Genomic DNA, 14,852 nt, shown 5'->3' with positions numbered 1-14,852 from the left:
GGTGATCAAATGCCTGCCGCTACCAGCGTCAAGAAACCGGCTTCCATACACAAAAAGAATCAGAAAAAATCAATCAGCTATGCCAAATGGGGCTATCTGTTTATAGCGCCGTTTTTCCTTGCCTATGCTTTATTTTCGCTCTACCCGCTGCTTTCCACCTTCTATAACAGCCTGTTTGAAAACTATATGAACGGGTTAAGTCAGGTGGGGCCGAATTTTATCGGTCTGGAAAATTTTAAAACTGTTTTGACACAGGGTGATTTATCGAAATATTTTAAAAACACCGTAATCATCTGGCTGATGGGCTTTATCCCGCAGTTTGCGCTGTCGCTGCTGCTGGCGGCATGGTTTACCGATCTGCGGCTGCGGCTGAAGGCGCTGGGTTTTTTCAAAACCGTCATTTATCTGCCGAATCTCATTATGGCGACAGCGTTTTCCATGCTGTTTTTCGCTCTGTTCTCCGATGCGGGCCCTGTCAACAGCATCCTGCTGAATCTGGGCGCGGCGGAACCGGTGCGGTTTCTGTCCAATTTGTGGACCACGCGGGGGCTGATCGCACTGATGAACTTTCTGATGTGGTTTGGAAACACGGCCATCCTTCTGATGGCGGCGATTATGGGCGTGGACACTTCTCTTTATGAAGCCGCCGAGATCGACGGGGCGACCTCCACCCAGTCATTCTGGAGGATTACGGTGCCTCTGATTAAGCCGATCTTCATTTATGTGTTCATCACTTCGATGATCGGCGGGATTCAGCTGTTTGATGTCCCGCAGATTCTTACCAACGGACAGGGCAATCCCAACAGAAGCAGTATGACGCTGGTGATGTATCTGAATAAGCATCTGTTCAGCGAAAACTTTGGTATGGCCGGCGCCGTATCCGTTCTGCTGTTCTTGATCACGGGTGTGCTCAGCGGGATTGTTTTTCTCTCCATGCGTGAGGGTACATTAGGGAAAGGGGGCGGCAAAAGATGAACGCTGAGAACACGCAACGAAATGAAAAAAACAGGCTTGCTGCCCACCGTTTCTTTTGTTATCTCATCTTAATCCTGATTACCGTGCTCTGCCTGTTCTCTTTTTATATTCTGTTTATCAACGCAACGAGGTCGCACCCCGATATCCAAAAGGGATTTTCCGCAGTGCCGGGCGGCTCTTTTTGGATCAATCTTCAGAATATTTTTCACGATCAGAACCTTCCGGTGCTCTCCGGCATCAAAAACAGCGTGCTGGTTTCCACCGGTGTCGCGGCGCTGAGCACTTATTTTTCGGCGATGACCGCATTTGGTATCCATGCTTATGACTTCCGGTTCCGGAAAGCCGCATTCGCGTTTATCATGATGGTGATGCTCGTGCCGACCCAGGTGTCCGCGCTTGGCTTTGTCAAGTTCATGACTGCTGTCGGGCTGCGGGATTCGTTCATTCCGCTGATTGTGCCGACGATTGCTTCACCGATCGTGTTCTTCTTTATGAAGCAGTATATGGAGAGCGCGCTGCCGCTCGAAATTGTGGAAGCAGCCCGCATAGACGGCTCCAACGAATTCCATACGTTCAATTTCATTGTGGTGCCGATTATGAAGCCGGCCATCGCGGTGCAGGCGATTTTTACCTTTGTTTCCGCTTGGAACAACTACTTTTTGCCGGCGCTGCTGCTCAATTCTCAGCAGAAAAAAACGCTGCCAATCCTGATTGCACAGATGCGCAGCGCCGATTTCCTGAAGTTTGACATGGGGAAAGTCTATATCATGATCTTTATCGCGATTGTACCGGTTATTATGGTCTATTTGCTTTTGTCCAAATATATCGTGCGCGGGGTTGCGCTGGGAAGTGTAAAAGGCTGATCATTTCTCCCTATCAATTTACAAACAGGCGGCGGGTCATATGGCCCGCCGCCTGTTTGTAAAAAGGAGAAAAATGCAACCAACATCTTCAAGACTTGCACATTTGTACGAAAGTTGTTAAACTATATTTGTATGACTTTTCCAGAAAAAGAGCAGACAAAGATCATAAAGTGAAACAGTTGGGGGAATGGACTTCATGGAGGAACAACAGGCCGAAGAAAGTATATACGGAAAAGACCGGGCACAGTATGAACGGATGGTGACAGCGCCGATTCCCGGGCTAATCCTTTCGCTGGCGGTACCTACCATCATCAGCATGACAGTGACAGCTTTGTATAATATGGCGGACACCTTTTTTGTGTCGCAGCTTGGAACAAGCGCCAGCGGTGCGGTTGGCATTGTTTTTTCACTGATGGCGATGATTCAGGCAGTCGGCTTTACGCTCGGCATGGGAAGCGGGAGCATTATTTCCCGCCTGCTGGGCAGGCAGGAACGTGAAGCTGCGAGCCAGATCGCCTCTTCGGCATTTTTTGCAGCAATCGGATTCGGGCTGCTGCTTACCATTTTCGGGCTGGGCTTTCTTGACGGGCTGATGCATCTGCTGGGTACGACAGATACCATCCTGCCGTATGCGCGCGATTATGCACGCTATATCCTGCTGGGCGCCCCCATTATGTGTGGTTCGTTTGTCATGAACAATCATCTGCGCGCGCAGGGGAAAGCCGCGCTTTCCATGGTGGGCCTCTCTTTGGGAGGAGTCCTCAATATAGCGCTGGACCCGCTGTTCATCTTTACTTTCGGGCTTGGAATCTCCGGCGCGGCGATTGCGACCCTCATCAGCCAGTGCATCAGCTTTTCTATCCTGCTCTCTTTTTTTCTTAGGGGGAAAAGCGTCACCGTACTTCACATCAAAAAAGTGTCCCGCAGTTTCGAGGATTATGCCGATATCATTCACAACGGATTGCCGTCGCTCTGCCGGCAGGGGCTTGCCAGCGCCGCCACGGTGGCGCTCAATATAAGCGCGGCCGCCTACGGCGACCCCGCGGTTGCCGCAATGTCGATTGTATCAAGGATTTTTTTATTTATTCTCTCGGTGATGCTGGGCATCGGGCAGGGATTCCAGCCGGTAGCAGGCTATAATTACGGCGCGGGACAGTATGCCCGCGTCCGGCAGGCATACTGGTTTACGGTCCGGATCGGCATGATCGTTATGACAACGCTTGCCGCCGCAGGGTTCTTTTTCGCGCCGGACATCATCTCGTTGTTCCGCAGGGGAGATGCCGAGGTGATTGCCATCGGAGTAGCCGCGCTGCGCTGGCAGTGTATCGCGCTGCCGCTCCAGCCGGTGATGATGGGTACGAATATGGTGCTCCAATCGGTCGGGAAAGCAAACAGCGCCACCTTTTTGGCCTGCAACCGGCAGGGCGTGTTTTTCCTGCCGTTGATTCTGCTGCTTCCTAAATTTCTGGGGCTGGCCGGAATTGAAATGTCACAGGCGCTGGCAGACGCCGCGAGCTTCGCGGCCTGTCTGCCGTATCTGTATTTCTTCTTCCGTGAGCTGCATGATAAAGAAGCCACGGGTGCTTGAATCCTTTAGTTATTCGCTGAGAATTCTGCCGTCGGTAGAGATGACCACGACCTGCCACGGAATCATTTTGCCGGAATTTTTCAGCGCCTCGACCACTGCGTTCTGGATTCCGCCGCAACAGGGAACCTCCATGCGGACAACCTTGACGCTTTTAATATCGTTGTTTTTGAGAATGGCGGTCAGCTTTTCGCCGTAATCCCCCTCGTCCAGCTTGGGGCAGCCGATCAGCGTAATATGGTTTTTGATAAATCTGCGGTGGAAATCCGCATAGGCAAAAGCGGTGCAGTCCGCGGCAACCAGCAGGTTTGCTCCATCAAAATAAGGAGCGTTTACCGGCACCAGTTTGATCTGGACCGGCCACTGCATCAGTTCGCTTTCCGCAGGAGCAGTGGGCACAGCGGGTACCGCGGATTCCGGGTGGCGCCGAAGGGCTTTCGCCATGCTGCCGGGGCAGCCTCCCGCGTGCGGCGCATGGGCATGAGCGGCGGCCATCCGCGCTTTGACTGCCTCTTCGTCGTAAGCCGCGGCCTCGCGCTCCACAAAGGAGATGGCTCCGGTGGGACAGACAGGCAGGCAGTTGCCCAGACCGTCGCAGTAGTCGTCACGAATCAGTTTGGCTTTTCCGTCGATGATTGCAATCGCGCCTTCATGGCAGGCATTTGCGCACAGGCCGCAGCCATTGCATTTTTCTTCATTTATTTCAATAATTTTACGTTTCATTTTTTTATTTCCTTTCTTTACGCTTGATTTTCATTTGGTACACTCATACTTTATACCATTGGGAAGCAGAAGTCTGTTGTTTTTACAACAAAATGGAGGTGTGTATGAATTACGATTCTGCCATATTGAAAAAAACGCCGCTGTTTGACGGGGTGGGCGACGCCGACCTGGAAAAACTGCTCGGTTGTCTCGATGCGCGCAAAAGGGGCTATAGCCGTAATGAAGTAATTCTGCTGGCGGGCGAAGAGGCCCGCGATGTGGGAGTGGTGCTGTCGGGGCGCGTACAGGTGGTGCAGGAGGATGTAACGGGAAGCCGCACAATTCTGGCGCAGCTTGGCGAAGGCGGCCTGTTCGCCGAGGCGTTTGCCTGTTCCAGTTTAAAAACGCTGTCTGTATCGGTCTTTTCCGTTTCAGAGAGCGTGGTGATGTTTCTCGACTGCCAAAAGCTGATGACTGCCTGCCCGGGCGGCTGCACGTTTCATAATCAGCTGATTCAGAACATGCTGCGGGTTCTGGCCAACAAAAATGTCTTGCTCAGCAGGAAAATGGAGCATCTTTCCAAACGTACGACACGGGAGAAACTGCTCTCTTACCTTTCCGAACAGGCGGTCATTTGTAAAAGCCGTGAATTTGTGATCCCGTTTAACCGGCAGGAACTGGCTGACTATCTCTGTGTGGACAGGAGCGCCATGTCAGCGGAGCTTAGCAGGCTACGTGATGAAGGGCTGCTGGAGTTTGAGCGCAGCCGGTTTTTACTGCGGGATTCCGGCTGAGAGGAAAAAGAAGGAACTGTATGAGAAAAGACAAATTCAGATCTTATTTTTCTCCAAAAATATACCGATTTAGTATTGATTTAAATATACAAGTATAGTATAATATAAACAGGACAAAAGTCTAAGTCATTGGATAAACCTTTCAGAAAAGGAAAAAATAGATCGGCCGGGGCAGCCCGGTGTTACATAGGAGGCAATTTTATGAACAGAACCAATTTAGAAAGAACACCGATATGGAACGGACAGTTCGCGGCAGGAAATGAGCAGGAGCTCTACAAAATGACCGATGAGGTTTGCTGCTCGCCCGAATTCCCGCAGGGATGCATCTCTGCCGAGTAAACCGGAAGGCGCAGGCCCTGTGCGATAAGCCAACGGGTTTGCGCCTTCCTTCCGATATCAATCCGACTGGAGGAGAATGATCATGAAGCTGTTTGAAACCTATCAAATGAAAAATATGACCTTGAGAAACCGAATTGTGATGCCCCCGATGTGCATGTATCAGGCAACATCGGACGGTTTTCCAACGCTGTTTCACCTATGCCATTACGCCACAAGGGCGATGGGCGGTGCGGGGCTGATTATTGTGGAATCGACCGCCGTGACCCCCGAAGGCAGAATCAGCGATAACGACCTTGGTTTGTGGAACGACGATCAGATCGCGGGCATGAAACGGGTTGCCGATGTCATCCACGCAAACGGCGCAAAGGCGGCGCTCCAGCTTAACCACGCCGGAAGAAAGAGCAGATCGGCTTCGGGCGGGCCGTTTGCGCCGAGCGCAATCCCGTTTGACGAGAACAGCCGGGTGCCTGGAGAGCTGACGGAGAGACGGATTCTTGCGCTGACAGAGGCTTTCCGGCAGGCGGCGCAGCGGGCGGATCAGGCGGGATTTGACGCGCTGGAAATCCATGCGGCGCACGGCTATCTGCTCCATGAGTTCCTGTCGCCGCTGACCAACCGCCGCACCGACGGCTACGGCGGGACGCTGGAAAACCGAGTGCGCTTCCTGCGCGAGGTGCTCACGGCCGCGAGAGGGGCCTGGCCGGCGGATAAGCCGCTGTGGCTTCGGGTTTCCGCCTGTGACTATCAGGAGTGCGGTATTGACGGCGGGATGATGTCGGAAATGATCCGGCAGATTAAGCCGCTTGTCGATTGCGTCCATGCCAGTTCGGGCGGGCTGCTGCCTGTTAAGGTCAGCGATTATCCCGGCTATCAGGTACAGTTCGCCGAAGAACTCCGCAGGGAATGCGGCATCCCGACCATCGCGGTGGGACTGATCACCGACGAAAAGATGGCGGAGGAAATCCTTGAAAACGGCAGGGCGGATTTGATCGCGCTGGGCCGGGAGCTTTTGCGCAACCCCTATTGGCCGATCAATGTCGCCGCGAAATACGGACTGGATGACTTTATCCCGGAGTCCTATCGCCGGGCTTACGCGAAACCATAAAAAACCGGAGCATGCACCCCAAATTTTAAAGCATATTGACAAAGACAGGTTGTAAGATTTACAGGAGTTGGATATAATAAAAGAGGATAATCCGTGCAAACGAAATAGAAATAAAGGAGGCTGTTGACGATGGGGAAAGAATTTATGAATGCCGTTGAGTCGCGCAGGTCGATTTACGCGATCGGAAAAGAGGTTTTGCTCTCCGAAGAAAAAATCGGGGATTTGGTGCGCAAGGCTGTGCTGCATGCGCCGAGTGCGTTTCATTCGCAGAGTGCCCGGGTGGTTGTCCTGTTCGGGGAAGAACACAAAAAGCTCTGGGGCATAACGGAAAAAGCGCTGAGAGAAGTTGTCCCGGAAGAAAACTTTTCGGATACAAAAGCAAAGCTCGATTCTTTCTCCGCCGGATACGGCACAGTGCTTTATTTTGAGGAGCAGAGCACGGTGCGCACTCTGCAGGAAAACTATCCGCTTTATCAGGAGAATTTCCCGGTCTGGTCGCTTGAATCCTCCGGGATGCTTCAGTATATCATCTGGACCGCGCTGGAAGCGGAGGGGCTTGGCGCAAGCCTCCAGCATTATAATCCGCTGATTGACGACGCGGTTCATGAAAGTTGGAATCTGCCGAAAAGCTGGAAGCTGCTTGCCGAGATGCCGTTTGGTTCGGTAACGGCAGGGGCTAAGCCAAAAGCGAATCTTCCGATTGAACAGAGGGTTCTCACTTTTGCGTAGAACCCCCGAGAACAGTATAAAACAGATCAGACAGAGGTAAAGGAGATGACATAGGATGTTAAATAAAGAACTGGTAGCGATGTTAAATAAGCAGGTAAATTTTGAGTGGTATTCCGCTTATATATATCTGGATATTTATACCTATTATGAGGACCTGGATTTAAACGGCTTCGCCAACTGGTTCCGTGTGCAGGCACAGGAAGAACGGGACCACGCGATGCTGTTTATGCAGTATCTGATGAATAATAACGAGCGGGTGGTTCTGGAGGATATCAAGGCGCCGCGCTTTGATTATCAGGACTTCCGCCGTCCCGTGGAAAACGCGCTGGAGCATGAACAGGCGGTGACTGCGTCAATCAACAAAATTTACGCGGAAGCCTATGCGCAGAAGGATTTCCGTACCATGCAGTTCCTTGACTGGTTTGTCAAGGAGCAGGGGGAAGAGGAAAAGAGCACGGAAAGCCTGCTGAAAAAGTATGATCTGTTCGGCACCGACGCCAAAGGACTTTATCTGCTGGATTCCGAGCTTGCCGCCAGGGTTTACGCGCCCCCGTCACTGGTGCTCTGACAGCAGTCCATATAGAAAAAACGCCTGCAGCCGCGGGCGTTTTTTGGTGGAAAGGCGGGTTGTTCTATGTTCAAAATGCAGGATAAAGTATAAAATTATGCAAAAACAAAAAGAAACGCAATTTTTGTAAGAGCGCACAAAAACAGGAACGCACAAAATCTCAATATGATACGAGATGGAAATTCTGGCGTGCGAGAAGAAAAATGTAAAAATATATTGTTGATAACTCACAATAGAATGCTGATAATATTGTGGACAAACACCAATATTTAAAGATAAGAAAAAATATTTCCAGAGTCAAATTAGCAGAATTGTACAAAATGTTTGCTGCAGCCAAGGGTTGACAATCGATCAAATATTCCTATAATCAGGCTTGTAAGGCAAAGGCGCCGTGAGACAGAATCTCACGGCGCCTTTTTCTTAACAAAATTTTTTGAAAGCTTGCTTAAATCTTGCAGAAAGCATTGCAAACCAAGCTGTATCATTCGTGTCTGGCTGATAAAAGTGAAAGTTCTGAATAGTTTTATTCAGAAACCGGAAAAGAAGATGGTATTTGTCTTAAAATGATACACTCCTTGGGCTTGGCACACGAAACGGGATATCTGAATGTGACTATTTTACAGATAGCCCTAAATTAATTGCACATATGCTGAGAAAATGCAGGAGTTGCACAAAAATAGCTTGCAATTCGACAGGATTACCTGCTAGAATCGAGCCAGATAAGGAAACAACGGGTGTCTCGATACGAGACGGGAGGATACTGCATGGCGCTTACGAAACAAACTTACCAAAATTATATCGCAATTTTGCGGGAAGAACTAATTCCGGCTCTGGGCTGCACCGAGCCAATTGCCATCGCGTACGCTTCCGCGAAAGCGCGGGAATTACTCGGCAGGTTCCCTGAACGAATCATCGCGGAATGCAGCGGTAATATTATCAAAAATGTTAAAGGCGTTGTGGTCCCCACAACCAGAACGCTGCGCGGCATATCGGCGGCAGCGGTAATCGGCGCAGTAGGGGGCGACGCCTCCAAAAAACTTGAGATTCTCACCGGTGTTACGGAAGAACATCTGCAGGCGGCAAGAGAACTGTTGGCGGCGGGAATCTGTGAAGAAAAACTGCTCGTCACCACGGCAAAGCTCCACATCATTGTGCGGATGTACAGCGGCGAACACAGCTCACTGGTAGAAATTGTCCACACCCACACCGGGATTGTGCGGATGGAAAAAGACGGAGAAACGGTTTTCAGAGTTCCGTTTGACCCCAATGTACAGGAAGAAGGGCTGACCGACAGGGGCTGCCTTTCGGTGGAAGGAATTTATGAATTTGCGCAGACCGTTGATGTGGAAGATGTCCGGGAGATGCTCGACCGGCAGATTGCCTACAACACAGCCATTTCAGAAGAAGGGCTTCATAACTATTACGGTGCGGGAGTCGGGATGACGTTGATGTCCGCTTACGGGGATGACGTCAAAGTCCGCGCAAGGGCGGTGGCGGCTGCGGGGTCGGATGCACGTATGAGCGGCTGTGAACTGCCGGTTGTGATCAATTCGGGCAGCGGCAACCAGGGAATGACGGTTTCCCTGCCGGTAATCGAATACGCCAACGAACTGGGCGCTTCTAAAGAAAAGCTCTACCGGGCGCTCTGCATCAGCAACCTGACCGCTATCCATCAGAAATCGATGATCGGGCGCCTGTCCGCCTACTGCGGCGCGGTCAGTGCGGCGACCGGCGCGGGTGCGGCAATCGCCTATCTGCACGGCGGAGGCATTGAGGAAATCTCACAAACTATCACAAATACACTTGCAAATGTTTCCGGAATTGTATGCGACGGCGCAAAACCATCCTGCGCGGCGAAAATCGCATCAAGCGTCGATGCCGCAATTATGGCATTTTCCATGGCGATGCAGAATCGCGGTTTCTGCCCGGGAGAGGGGATTGTGAAGGAAGAAATCGAACAGACAATTGACAGCGTATCCCGTCTTGCGAAAGATGGCATGCGCGAAACCGACGAGGAAATCCTGAAAATCATGATTGGTTCCTGAGCAGTTCCTGAATTGATCAGCGCAAGCCCGGAGCATTCGGGAAATGGGAATTCGTTTTGCGAAGATGCCGGATACTATATTACGTAAAAATAAAGTTGACAGGAATGAGGTGGCACGATATAATCATATAATTCCTATATGAATTATAAAAAATTAAAAGAATGAAAGGAGGATGACTGCTATTTTATGGCAAACAGCCAGGCAGTCAGAAACAGTATGAAAAGGACAATAAAAACTTTGGGGGTCCTCTTGGCGGCATCCATGGTACTTTCCGCGGCGGGATGCGGTTCTTCAGGCTCTTCCCAGGCATCTTCCGCGGCGCCCGCATCTTCCCAGGCGGCGTCTTCCGGCGCAGCGTCTCAGGCCGCGCCCGCTTCCACCGAGGGCAGCATTAAAATTGCGGTTGCCGGCCCGATGACCGGCGACAATGCCGAATACGGCAAAGGCTTCCTCAATGCGGCGCAGCTGAAAGCGGACGAATGGAACGCGGCCGGAGGCGTTATCGGCAAACAGGTGGAAATTGTTGCTTATGACGACAAGAACTCCTCGGAAGAAGCGGCCTCTATCGCGCAGAAAATCGTTAGCGAGGGCGACATTGTGGGCGTCATCGGCCATTTTGCCTCGGGCGTCTGTATGACTGCCGCACCTGTTTATCAGGAGAACAAGATCATTGAGATCTCGCCGTCCGCATCCCACCCGGACTATTCCGGCATCGGCAACTACATCTTCCGCAACAATACCGTCATCAACGTGGAAGCGGCTGCCGGATTGGATATCGCTATTAACGATCTGGGCAAGAAGAATATCGGTATTATCTCGATCCTGACCGACTGGGGAACCAGTACTTCCACGATCGTAAAACAGCTCATTGAGGAAAAAGCGGGCGAAGGCGTAAAGGTTGTCGCACATGAAGAAGTGATGGAAGGCTCCGACGACTACAGCCCCGCGATCACCAAGCTGAACGCCGCGGGAGCCGATGTGGTCATCTGCGTTGGCATGTACAACCTGCTTGCTCCGGTTGCGCGTCAGTATAAGCAGGTCAATCCGGACATCGCGATCGTCGGCTTCTCCAATGCTTACAGCCAGCAGCTTCTGGAACTCGGCGGCAGCGCTGTTGAGGGCGTCCGTTTCCCGGTTATCTTCTTCTCCGGTTCGGAAAAAGCGGACATCAAGGATTATGTGACCAGATATACCGACCAGTTCGGCGCCGCGCCGAGCGCGCTGACCTCTCAGGCTTATGACTCCGTAGGCATGCTGCTCGAAGCGATCGAAACAGCGGGAACCACCGACGCTGAAAAAGTCCGTGACCAGCTCAATCAGATCGAGTATCCGGGCGTAACCGGAAACACCCAGTTTGATGACAACGGCGACGTGCACAAGGAATTTGTCAAGGTTGTCGTGAAAGACGGAAAATTTGTGGAAGCAGAAGCAAAATAACCACGAAATCTGGTTTTGCGGTGTCTTGCTGAATATCGGCCGTGCATCGCAGTGAATTGGAACATACGGCAGTCTCCACGGCAGAGCTGCTCCGCGGAGACTGCCCGAAACACTGCGGAAGACCATCCTTATGAAAACAGATGGAAAGGAGCTGTGTTGCGGATTCCTCCGCAACCGTTACGAGTGTGATTATACAACAAATTTTTAACGGACTGGCACTTGGAATGGCATATGCGCTGATTGCGGTAGGCTATTCGCTGGTCTTTGGAATTTTAAGACTCATCAACTTCTCCCACGGCTCGGTATACGCTTTTGGCGCGCATATCGCCCTGCTGTTTGTGGGGTTCCAGTTTGGAGTAATCCCCGCTGTCCTGCTGAGTATTGTGTTTACCGGCCTGCTGGGTGTGGCAATTGACAAGACCGCGCTCGCCCCGCTGCGCAAAAAAAATTCGATTCCGATTGCCGCGCTGATCACCACCATCGGAATCTCCAACATTATTCAAAACCTGCTGATGATTTTCTTCGGCAGCGAGAAAAAAGCGTTCCCCGCATTTTTTGATTTCGGTATGGTGAACCTTGGCATCGCAAAGGTCAACTCCACCCAAATTGTCATGTGCGTCGTATCGCTGATTCTGCTGGCAGCGCTGATGCTGCTGGTGAACAAAACCAAAATCGGCCTTGCCATGCGGGCGACGGAGCAGAATGCCAAAGCCGCAAGCCTGATGGGCATCAACGTTAACTTTGTCATCGGGTTCACCTTCTTCCTCGGCGGCGCTTCGGCGGCCATCGCGGGAAGCCTGATCAGCGGTTACTATCAGATCGTCTATCCCGGCATGGGCTTTATGGCAGGGCTGAAAGCCTTCGCGGCCGCCGTTCTCGGCGGAATTGGTTCGCTTCCCGGCTCGGTGCTCGGCGGCCTCGTCGTGGGCGTGTCGGAAAGCCTTGCCGCAACCTTCCTCGGCTCCACCTACCGCGATTCGATGGCGTTTATCATCCTGATTATTGTGCTGATTTTTAAACCCACCGGATTCTTCGGCAAAAAAACCATCACGAAGGTATAATGCTCAGGAAAGGGGCTGAAAGGTGTGTCTGACAACAAAAACAAGGAAACTGCCGGAAGCGGCTTTATCTACCATATGGAGCTGTTTCTGGAAAGATATAAACTCCCGGTATCGGCTGTCTGCGCGCTGGTTCTGCTGGCCGTACCGTTTATGGGCTTCAGCCAGTATATCATGCGCATCCTGATTATGATCGGCGTCTATACGATGCTTGGCATGGGGCTGAACATTCTGACCGGCTATGTGGGCCAGCTTTCGCTGGGACACGCGGGATTCTTCGGAATCGGCGCCTATACCGGCGCGCTGCTGATGCTGCGGCTTGGAGTCAATTTCGTTTTTGCCGCTATTGTCGGAGCCTGTCTTGCGGCGCTGTGCGGGCTGCTGCTGGGCCTGCCGACCCTGCGGCTCAAGGGAACCTACCTCGCCATTGTCACACTCGGCTTCGGGGAGATCGCCCGCATGGTTTTCATGAACTGGGCGCCGGTCACAAACGGAACCTTAGGGCTCAAAAATATCCCGCGGCCGTCCTTTTTCGGATTTGACCTGACACTTGCCAACCACGGCCTGTATTATCTGATGCTCGTACTGGTAGCTCTGGTTACGGTCTCCTGTCTTGCGATCATCCGCTCCAAGACCGGGCGTTCCTTCATCGCCATCAAAGAGGATGAAATCGCCGCGACAATGATGGGCATCCAGATTACGCGCAGCAAGGTGCTTGCGTTTGTCATTTCGGCGTTCATTACCGGTCTTGCAGGTTCGTTCTATGCGCCGCTGGTCGGCTTTATCGACCCGAACTCGTTTACGTTTGACGTCTCCTCGCTGATTATCAGTATCGTAATTCTGGGCGGCATGGGGACTATCCGGGGCATGTTCCTCGGCGCGGTCGTCCTGATTATTTTCCCGGAGGTTTCACGGTTTCTGATGGATTACCGGTTCGTCGTATACGGCATCATCCTCGTAGTGATGATGCGTTTCCGTCCGCAGGGCGTGCTGGGCTGGAAATCCCAGATGCCCTATAAACTGCCCCGTCTGGCGCGCGAAGAGCTGGCAAAACAGTCCTGACCCCGCTGTATTCTGAAAAGAAAGGAGCGCCGCTCCGGCGCGACACCGGACGGCAACCGCAATATGGCATATTTAGAGGTAAAAGGCATTACCAAGCAGTTTGGCGGCCTCGTCGCCGTCGACGACGTCAGCTTTGAGGTGGAAAAAGGGGAGATTATCAGCATCATCGGACCCAACGGCGCGGGAAAAACGACCGTCTTCAATATGCTGACCGGCGTTTACCAGATTGATAAAGGTGAAATTATTTTTGAGGGACAGCCCATTCACAATAAGACCCCGCGCGAAATCGTCAAGGCGGGAATCTCCCGCACCTTCCAGAATATCCGGCTGTTCGGCAATATGCGCGTGATTGAAAATGTGCTGGTCGGCACCCAGATCCGCACGGAATACACGTTTTTTGATTCGTTTTTCCGTACCGGCCGCTTCCGCAGAGAAGAAAGCGAGAAAGTTGTCAAATCGGTGCGCATCCTCGAATCGATCGGGCTGCGCGAGCGCATGGACGACTATGCGCAGAGCCTGCCCTACGGCGAGCAGCGCAAGCTGGAAATCGCGCGCGCAATCGCGACCGACGCGAAGATCATCCTGCTCGATGAACCGGCCGCGGGCATGAACCCGCAGGAATCGGAGGAACTGCTCCAGTTTATCCGCAAATTGCGGGACAAAGGCTATACCATTATCCTCATTGAGCACGATATGAGCGTTGTCATGAATATTTCCGACCGGATCTACGTGATCGACCACGGCAAACGTATCGCGCATGGCCTGCCTGCGGAGATTGCGAATAACGAGAAGGTGATTGAAGCCTACCTTGGGGGTGTGAAAAAAGATGCTTAAAGTAGAAGGACTGCATACCTATTACGGCAACATCCGCGCGCTCAAGGGAATCGACATGGAAATTCAGCAGGGTGAAATCGTCACATTGATCGGCAGCAACGGGGCGGGAAAAACCACCACCCTGAATTCGATCGCCGGAATTGTCCGCAGCGCAAAAGGCTCCATCACATTTGAAGGGAAAAGCATCGTGGGCATGCCTGCGCACAGCATGGTGAAAATGGGCATCAGCCTTGCCCCGGAGGGCCGCGAAGTGTTTCCGGCGCTGACGGTGGAAGAAAACCTGCGGCTGGGCGCTTACATTAAAAATGATAAGGGGCAGATCAGCGCCGCGTTCGACCGTGTTTACACGCTGTTCCCGCGCTTAAAAGAGCGCATCAGGCAGCAGGCCGGAACCCTTTCGGGCGGCGAACAGCAGATGCTCGCCATCGGCCGCGCGCTGATGAACGAACCCAAACTGCTGCTCCTTGATGAACCGTCGCTGGGCCTTGCGCCGAACATTGTGCTGATGATTTTCGACCTGATTCAGGATATCAACAAGCAGGGCGTCACGATTCTGCTGGTAGAGCAGAACGCCAATATGGCACTTTCCGTGGCGCACCGGGCGTACGTGCTGGAAATCGGAAAGATTTCCATGCAGGGCAAAGCGTCCGACCTCGCAAACGACCCAAGGGTAAGACAAGCCTATCTGGGACTGGCGTGAGGCGCATCAGCGCGTATATGGCAGGCCCTGTGTATCTGTGTAGATCAAAGAATGAG

The 14,852-nt window shown here is 52.2% G+C and carries 15 protein-coding genes; 14 read left to right on the top strand and 1 reads right to left on the bottom strand.

Features of this window, described 5'->3' with window-relative positions; translation table 11 throughout:
- Nucleotides 1–9 precede the first annotated feature (9 nt).
- The 3 genes from C1A10_RS00295 (at nucleotide 10) to C1A10_RS00285 (ending at nucleotide 3,426) form a co-directional block, all read left to right on the top strand.
- Nucleotides 10–975 (top strand): carbohydrate ABC transporter permease, encoded by a 966-nt coding sequence (locus C1A10_RS00295; protein ID WP_101908316.1) that lies wholly within the window; start codon nucleotides 10–12, stop codon nucleotides 973–975.
- Nucleotides 972–1,838 (top strand): carbohydrate ABC transporter permease, encoded by an 867-nt coding sequence (locus tag C1A10_RS00290; RefSeq protein WP_101908315.1) that lies wholly within the window; start codon nucleotides 972–974, stop codon nucleotides 1,836–1,838. The genes C1A10_RS00295 and C1A10_RS00290 overlap by 4 nt, the downstream gene beginning before the upstream one ends.
- A 196-nt stretch (nucleotides 1,839–2,034) precedes the next feature.
- Nucleotides 2,035–3,426, top strand: coding sequence for an MATE family efflux transporter (locus C1A10_RS00285; protein WP_180950916.1), 1,392 nt, complete (start codon nucleotides 2,035–2,037; stop codon nucleotides 3,424–3,426).
- Nucleotides 3,427–3,435: 9 nt separating this feature from the next.
- Here the strand turns inward: C1A10_RS00285 and C1A10_RS00280 are convergent, their stop codons facing one another.
- Nucleotides 3,436–4,146, bottom strand: a complete 711-nt coding sequence (locus C1A10_RS00280) for an ATP-binding protein (protein ID WP_101908314.1) — start codon at nucleotides 4,144–4,146, stop codon at nucleotides 3,436–3,438.
- Between the two features lie 104 nt (nucleotides 4,147–4,250).
- Here C1A10_RS00280 and C1A10_RS00275 point away from each other — a divergent pair, with 104 nt between their 5' ends.
- The 11 genes from C1A10_RS00275 to C1A10_RS00230 all read left to right on the top strand — a co-directional run bounded on the left by C1A10_RS00275 (nucleotide 4,251) and on the right by C1A10_RS00230 (nucleotide 14,796).
- Entirely contained in the window at nucleotides 4,251–4,919 is a 669-nt protein-coding gene (locus C1A10_RS00275) for a Crp/Fnr family transcriptional regulator (protein WP_101908313.1), read from the top strand.
- Between the two features lie 201 nt (nucleotides 4,920–5,120).
- Nucleotides 5,121–5,258 (top strand): hypothetical protein, encoded by a 138-nt coding sequence (locus C1A10_RS18280; protein WP_180950915.1) that lies wholly within the window; start codon nucleotides 5,121–5,123, stop codon nucleotides 5,256–5,258.
- An 82-nt stretch (nucleotides 5,259–5,340) separates the two neighbouring features.
- Nucleotides 5,341–6,363, top strand: a complete 1,023-nt coding sequence (gene namA / locus C1A10_RS00270; protein WP_101908312.1) for an NADPH dehydrogenase NamA — start codon at nucleotides 5,341–5,343, stop codon at nucleotides 6,361–6,363.
- Between the two features lie 129 nt (nucleotides 6,364–6,492).
- Complete coding sequence (locus C1A10_RS00265) at nucleotides 6,493–7,092, top strand: nitroreductase family protein (RefSeq protein WP_101908311.1); 600 nt, start codon at nucleotides 6,493–6,495, stop codon at nucleotides 7,090–7,092.
- 55 nt (nucleotides 7,093–7,147) lie between these two features.
- Nucleotides 7,148–7,660 (top strand): ferritin, encoded by a 513-nt coding sequence (locus C1A10_RS00260; RefSeq protein WP_101908310.1) that lies wholly within the window; start codon nucleotides 7,148–7,150, stop codon nucleotides 7,658–7,660.
- 764 nt (nucleotides 7,661–8,424) lie between these two features.
- On the top strand, nucleotides 8,425–9,705 hold the full coding sequence (locus tag C1A10_RS00255; RefSeq protein WP_101908309.1) for an L-cysteine desulfidase family protein: 1,281 nt from the start codon (nucleotides 8,425–8,427) through the stop codon (nucleotides 9,703–9,705).
- Between the two features lie 186 nt (nucleotides 9,706–9,891).
- On the top strand, nucleotides 9,892–11,142 hold the full coding sequence (locus tag C1A10_RS00250; protein WP_242968792.1) for an ABC transporter substrate-binding protein: 1,251 nt from the start codon (nucleotides 9,892–9,894) through the stop codon (nucleotides 11,140–11,142).
- A 140-nt stretch (nucleotides 11,143–11,282) separates the two neighbouring features.
- A complete protein-coding gene (locus C1A10_RS00245) occupies nucleotides 11,283–12,203 on the top strand; it encodes a branched-chain amino acid ABC transporter permease (RefSeq protein ID WP_341456871.1) in 921 nt (306 codons plus the stop codon).
- 24 nt (nucleotides 12,204–12,227) lie between these two features.
- Nucleotides 12,228–13,262 carry a branched-chain amino acid ABC transporter permease gene (locus C1A10_RS00240; protein ID WP_242968790.1) on the top strand — a complete coding sequence of 345 codons (1,035 nt, stop codon included), beginning with the start codon at nucleotides 12,228–12,230 and terminating at the stop codon, nucleotides 13,260–13,262.
- Between the two features lie 63 nt (nucleotides 13,263–13,325).
- Nucleotides 13,326–14,096 (top strand): ABC transporter ATP-binding protein, encoded by a 771-nt coding sequence (locus tag C1A10_RS00235; protein WP_101908308.1) that lies wholly within the window; start codon nucleotides 13,326–13,328, stop codon nucleotides 14,094–14,096.
- Nucleotides 14,089–14,796 (top strand): ABC transporter ATP-binding protein, encoded by a 708-nt coding sequence (locus tag C1A10_RS00230; protein WP_101908307.1) that lies wholly within the window; start codon nucleotides 14,089–14,091, stop codon nucleotides 14,794–14,796. The genes C1A10_RS00235 and C1A10_RS00230 overlap by 8 nt, the downstream gene beginning before the upstream one ends.
- Nucleotides 14,797–14,852: the final 56 nt, after the last annotated feature.

Source organism: Marasmitruncus massiliensis, assembly GCF_900186535.1.
GTDB lineage: Bacteria > Bacillota > Clostridia > Oscillospirales > Ruminococcaceae > Anaerotruncus > Anaerotruncus massiliensis_A.
This window is presented reverse-complemented; position numbering and strand designations above follow the sequence as displayed.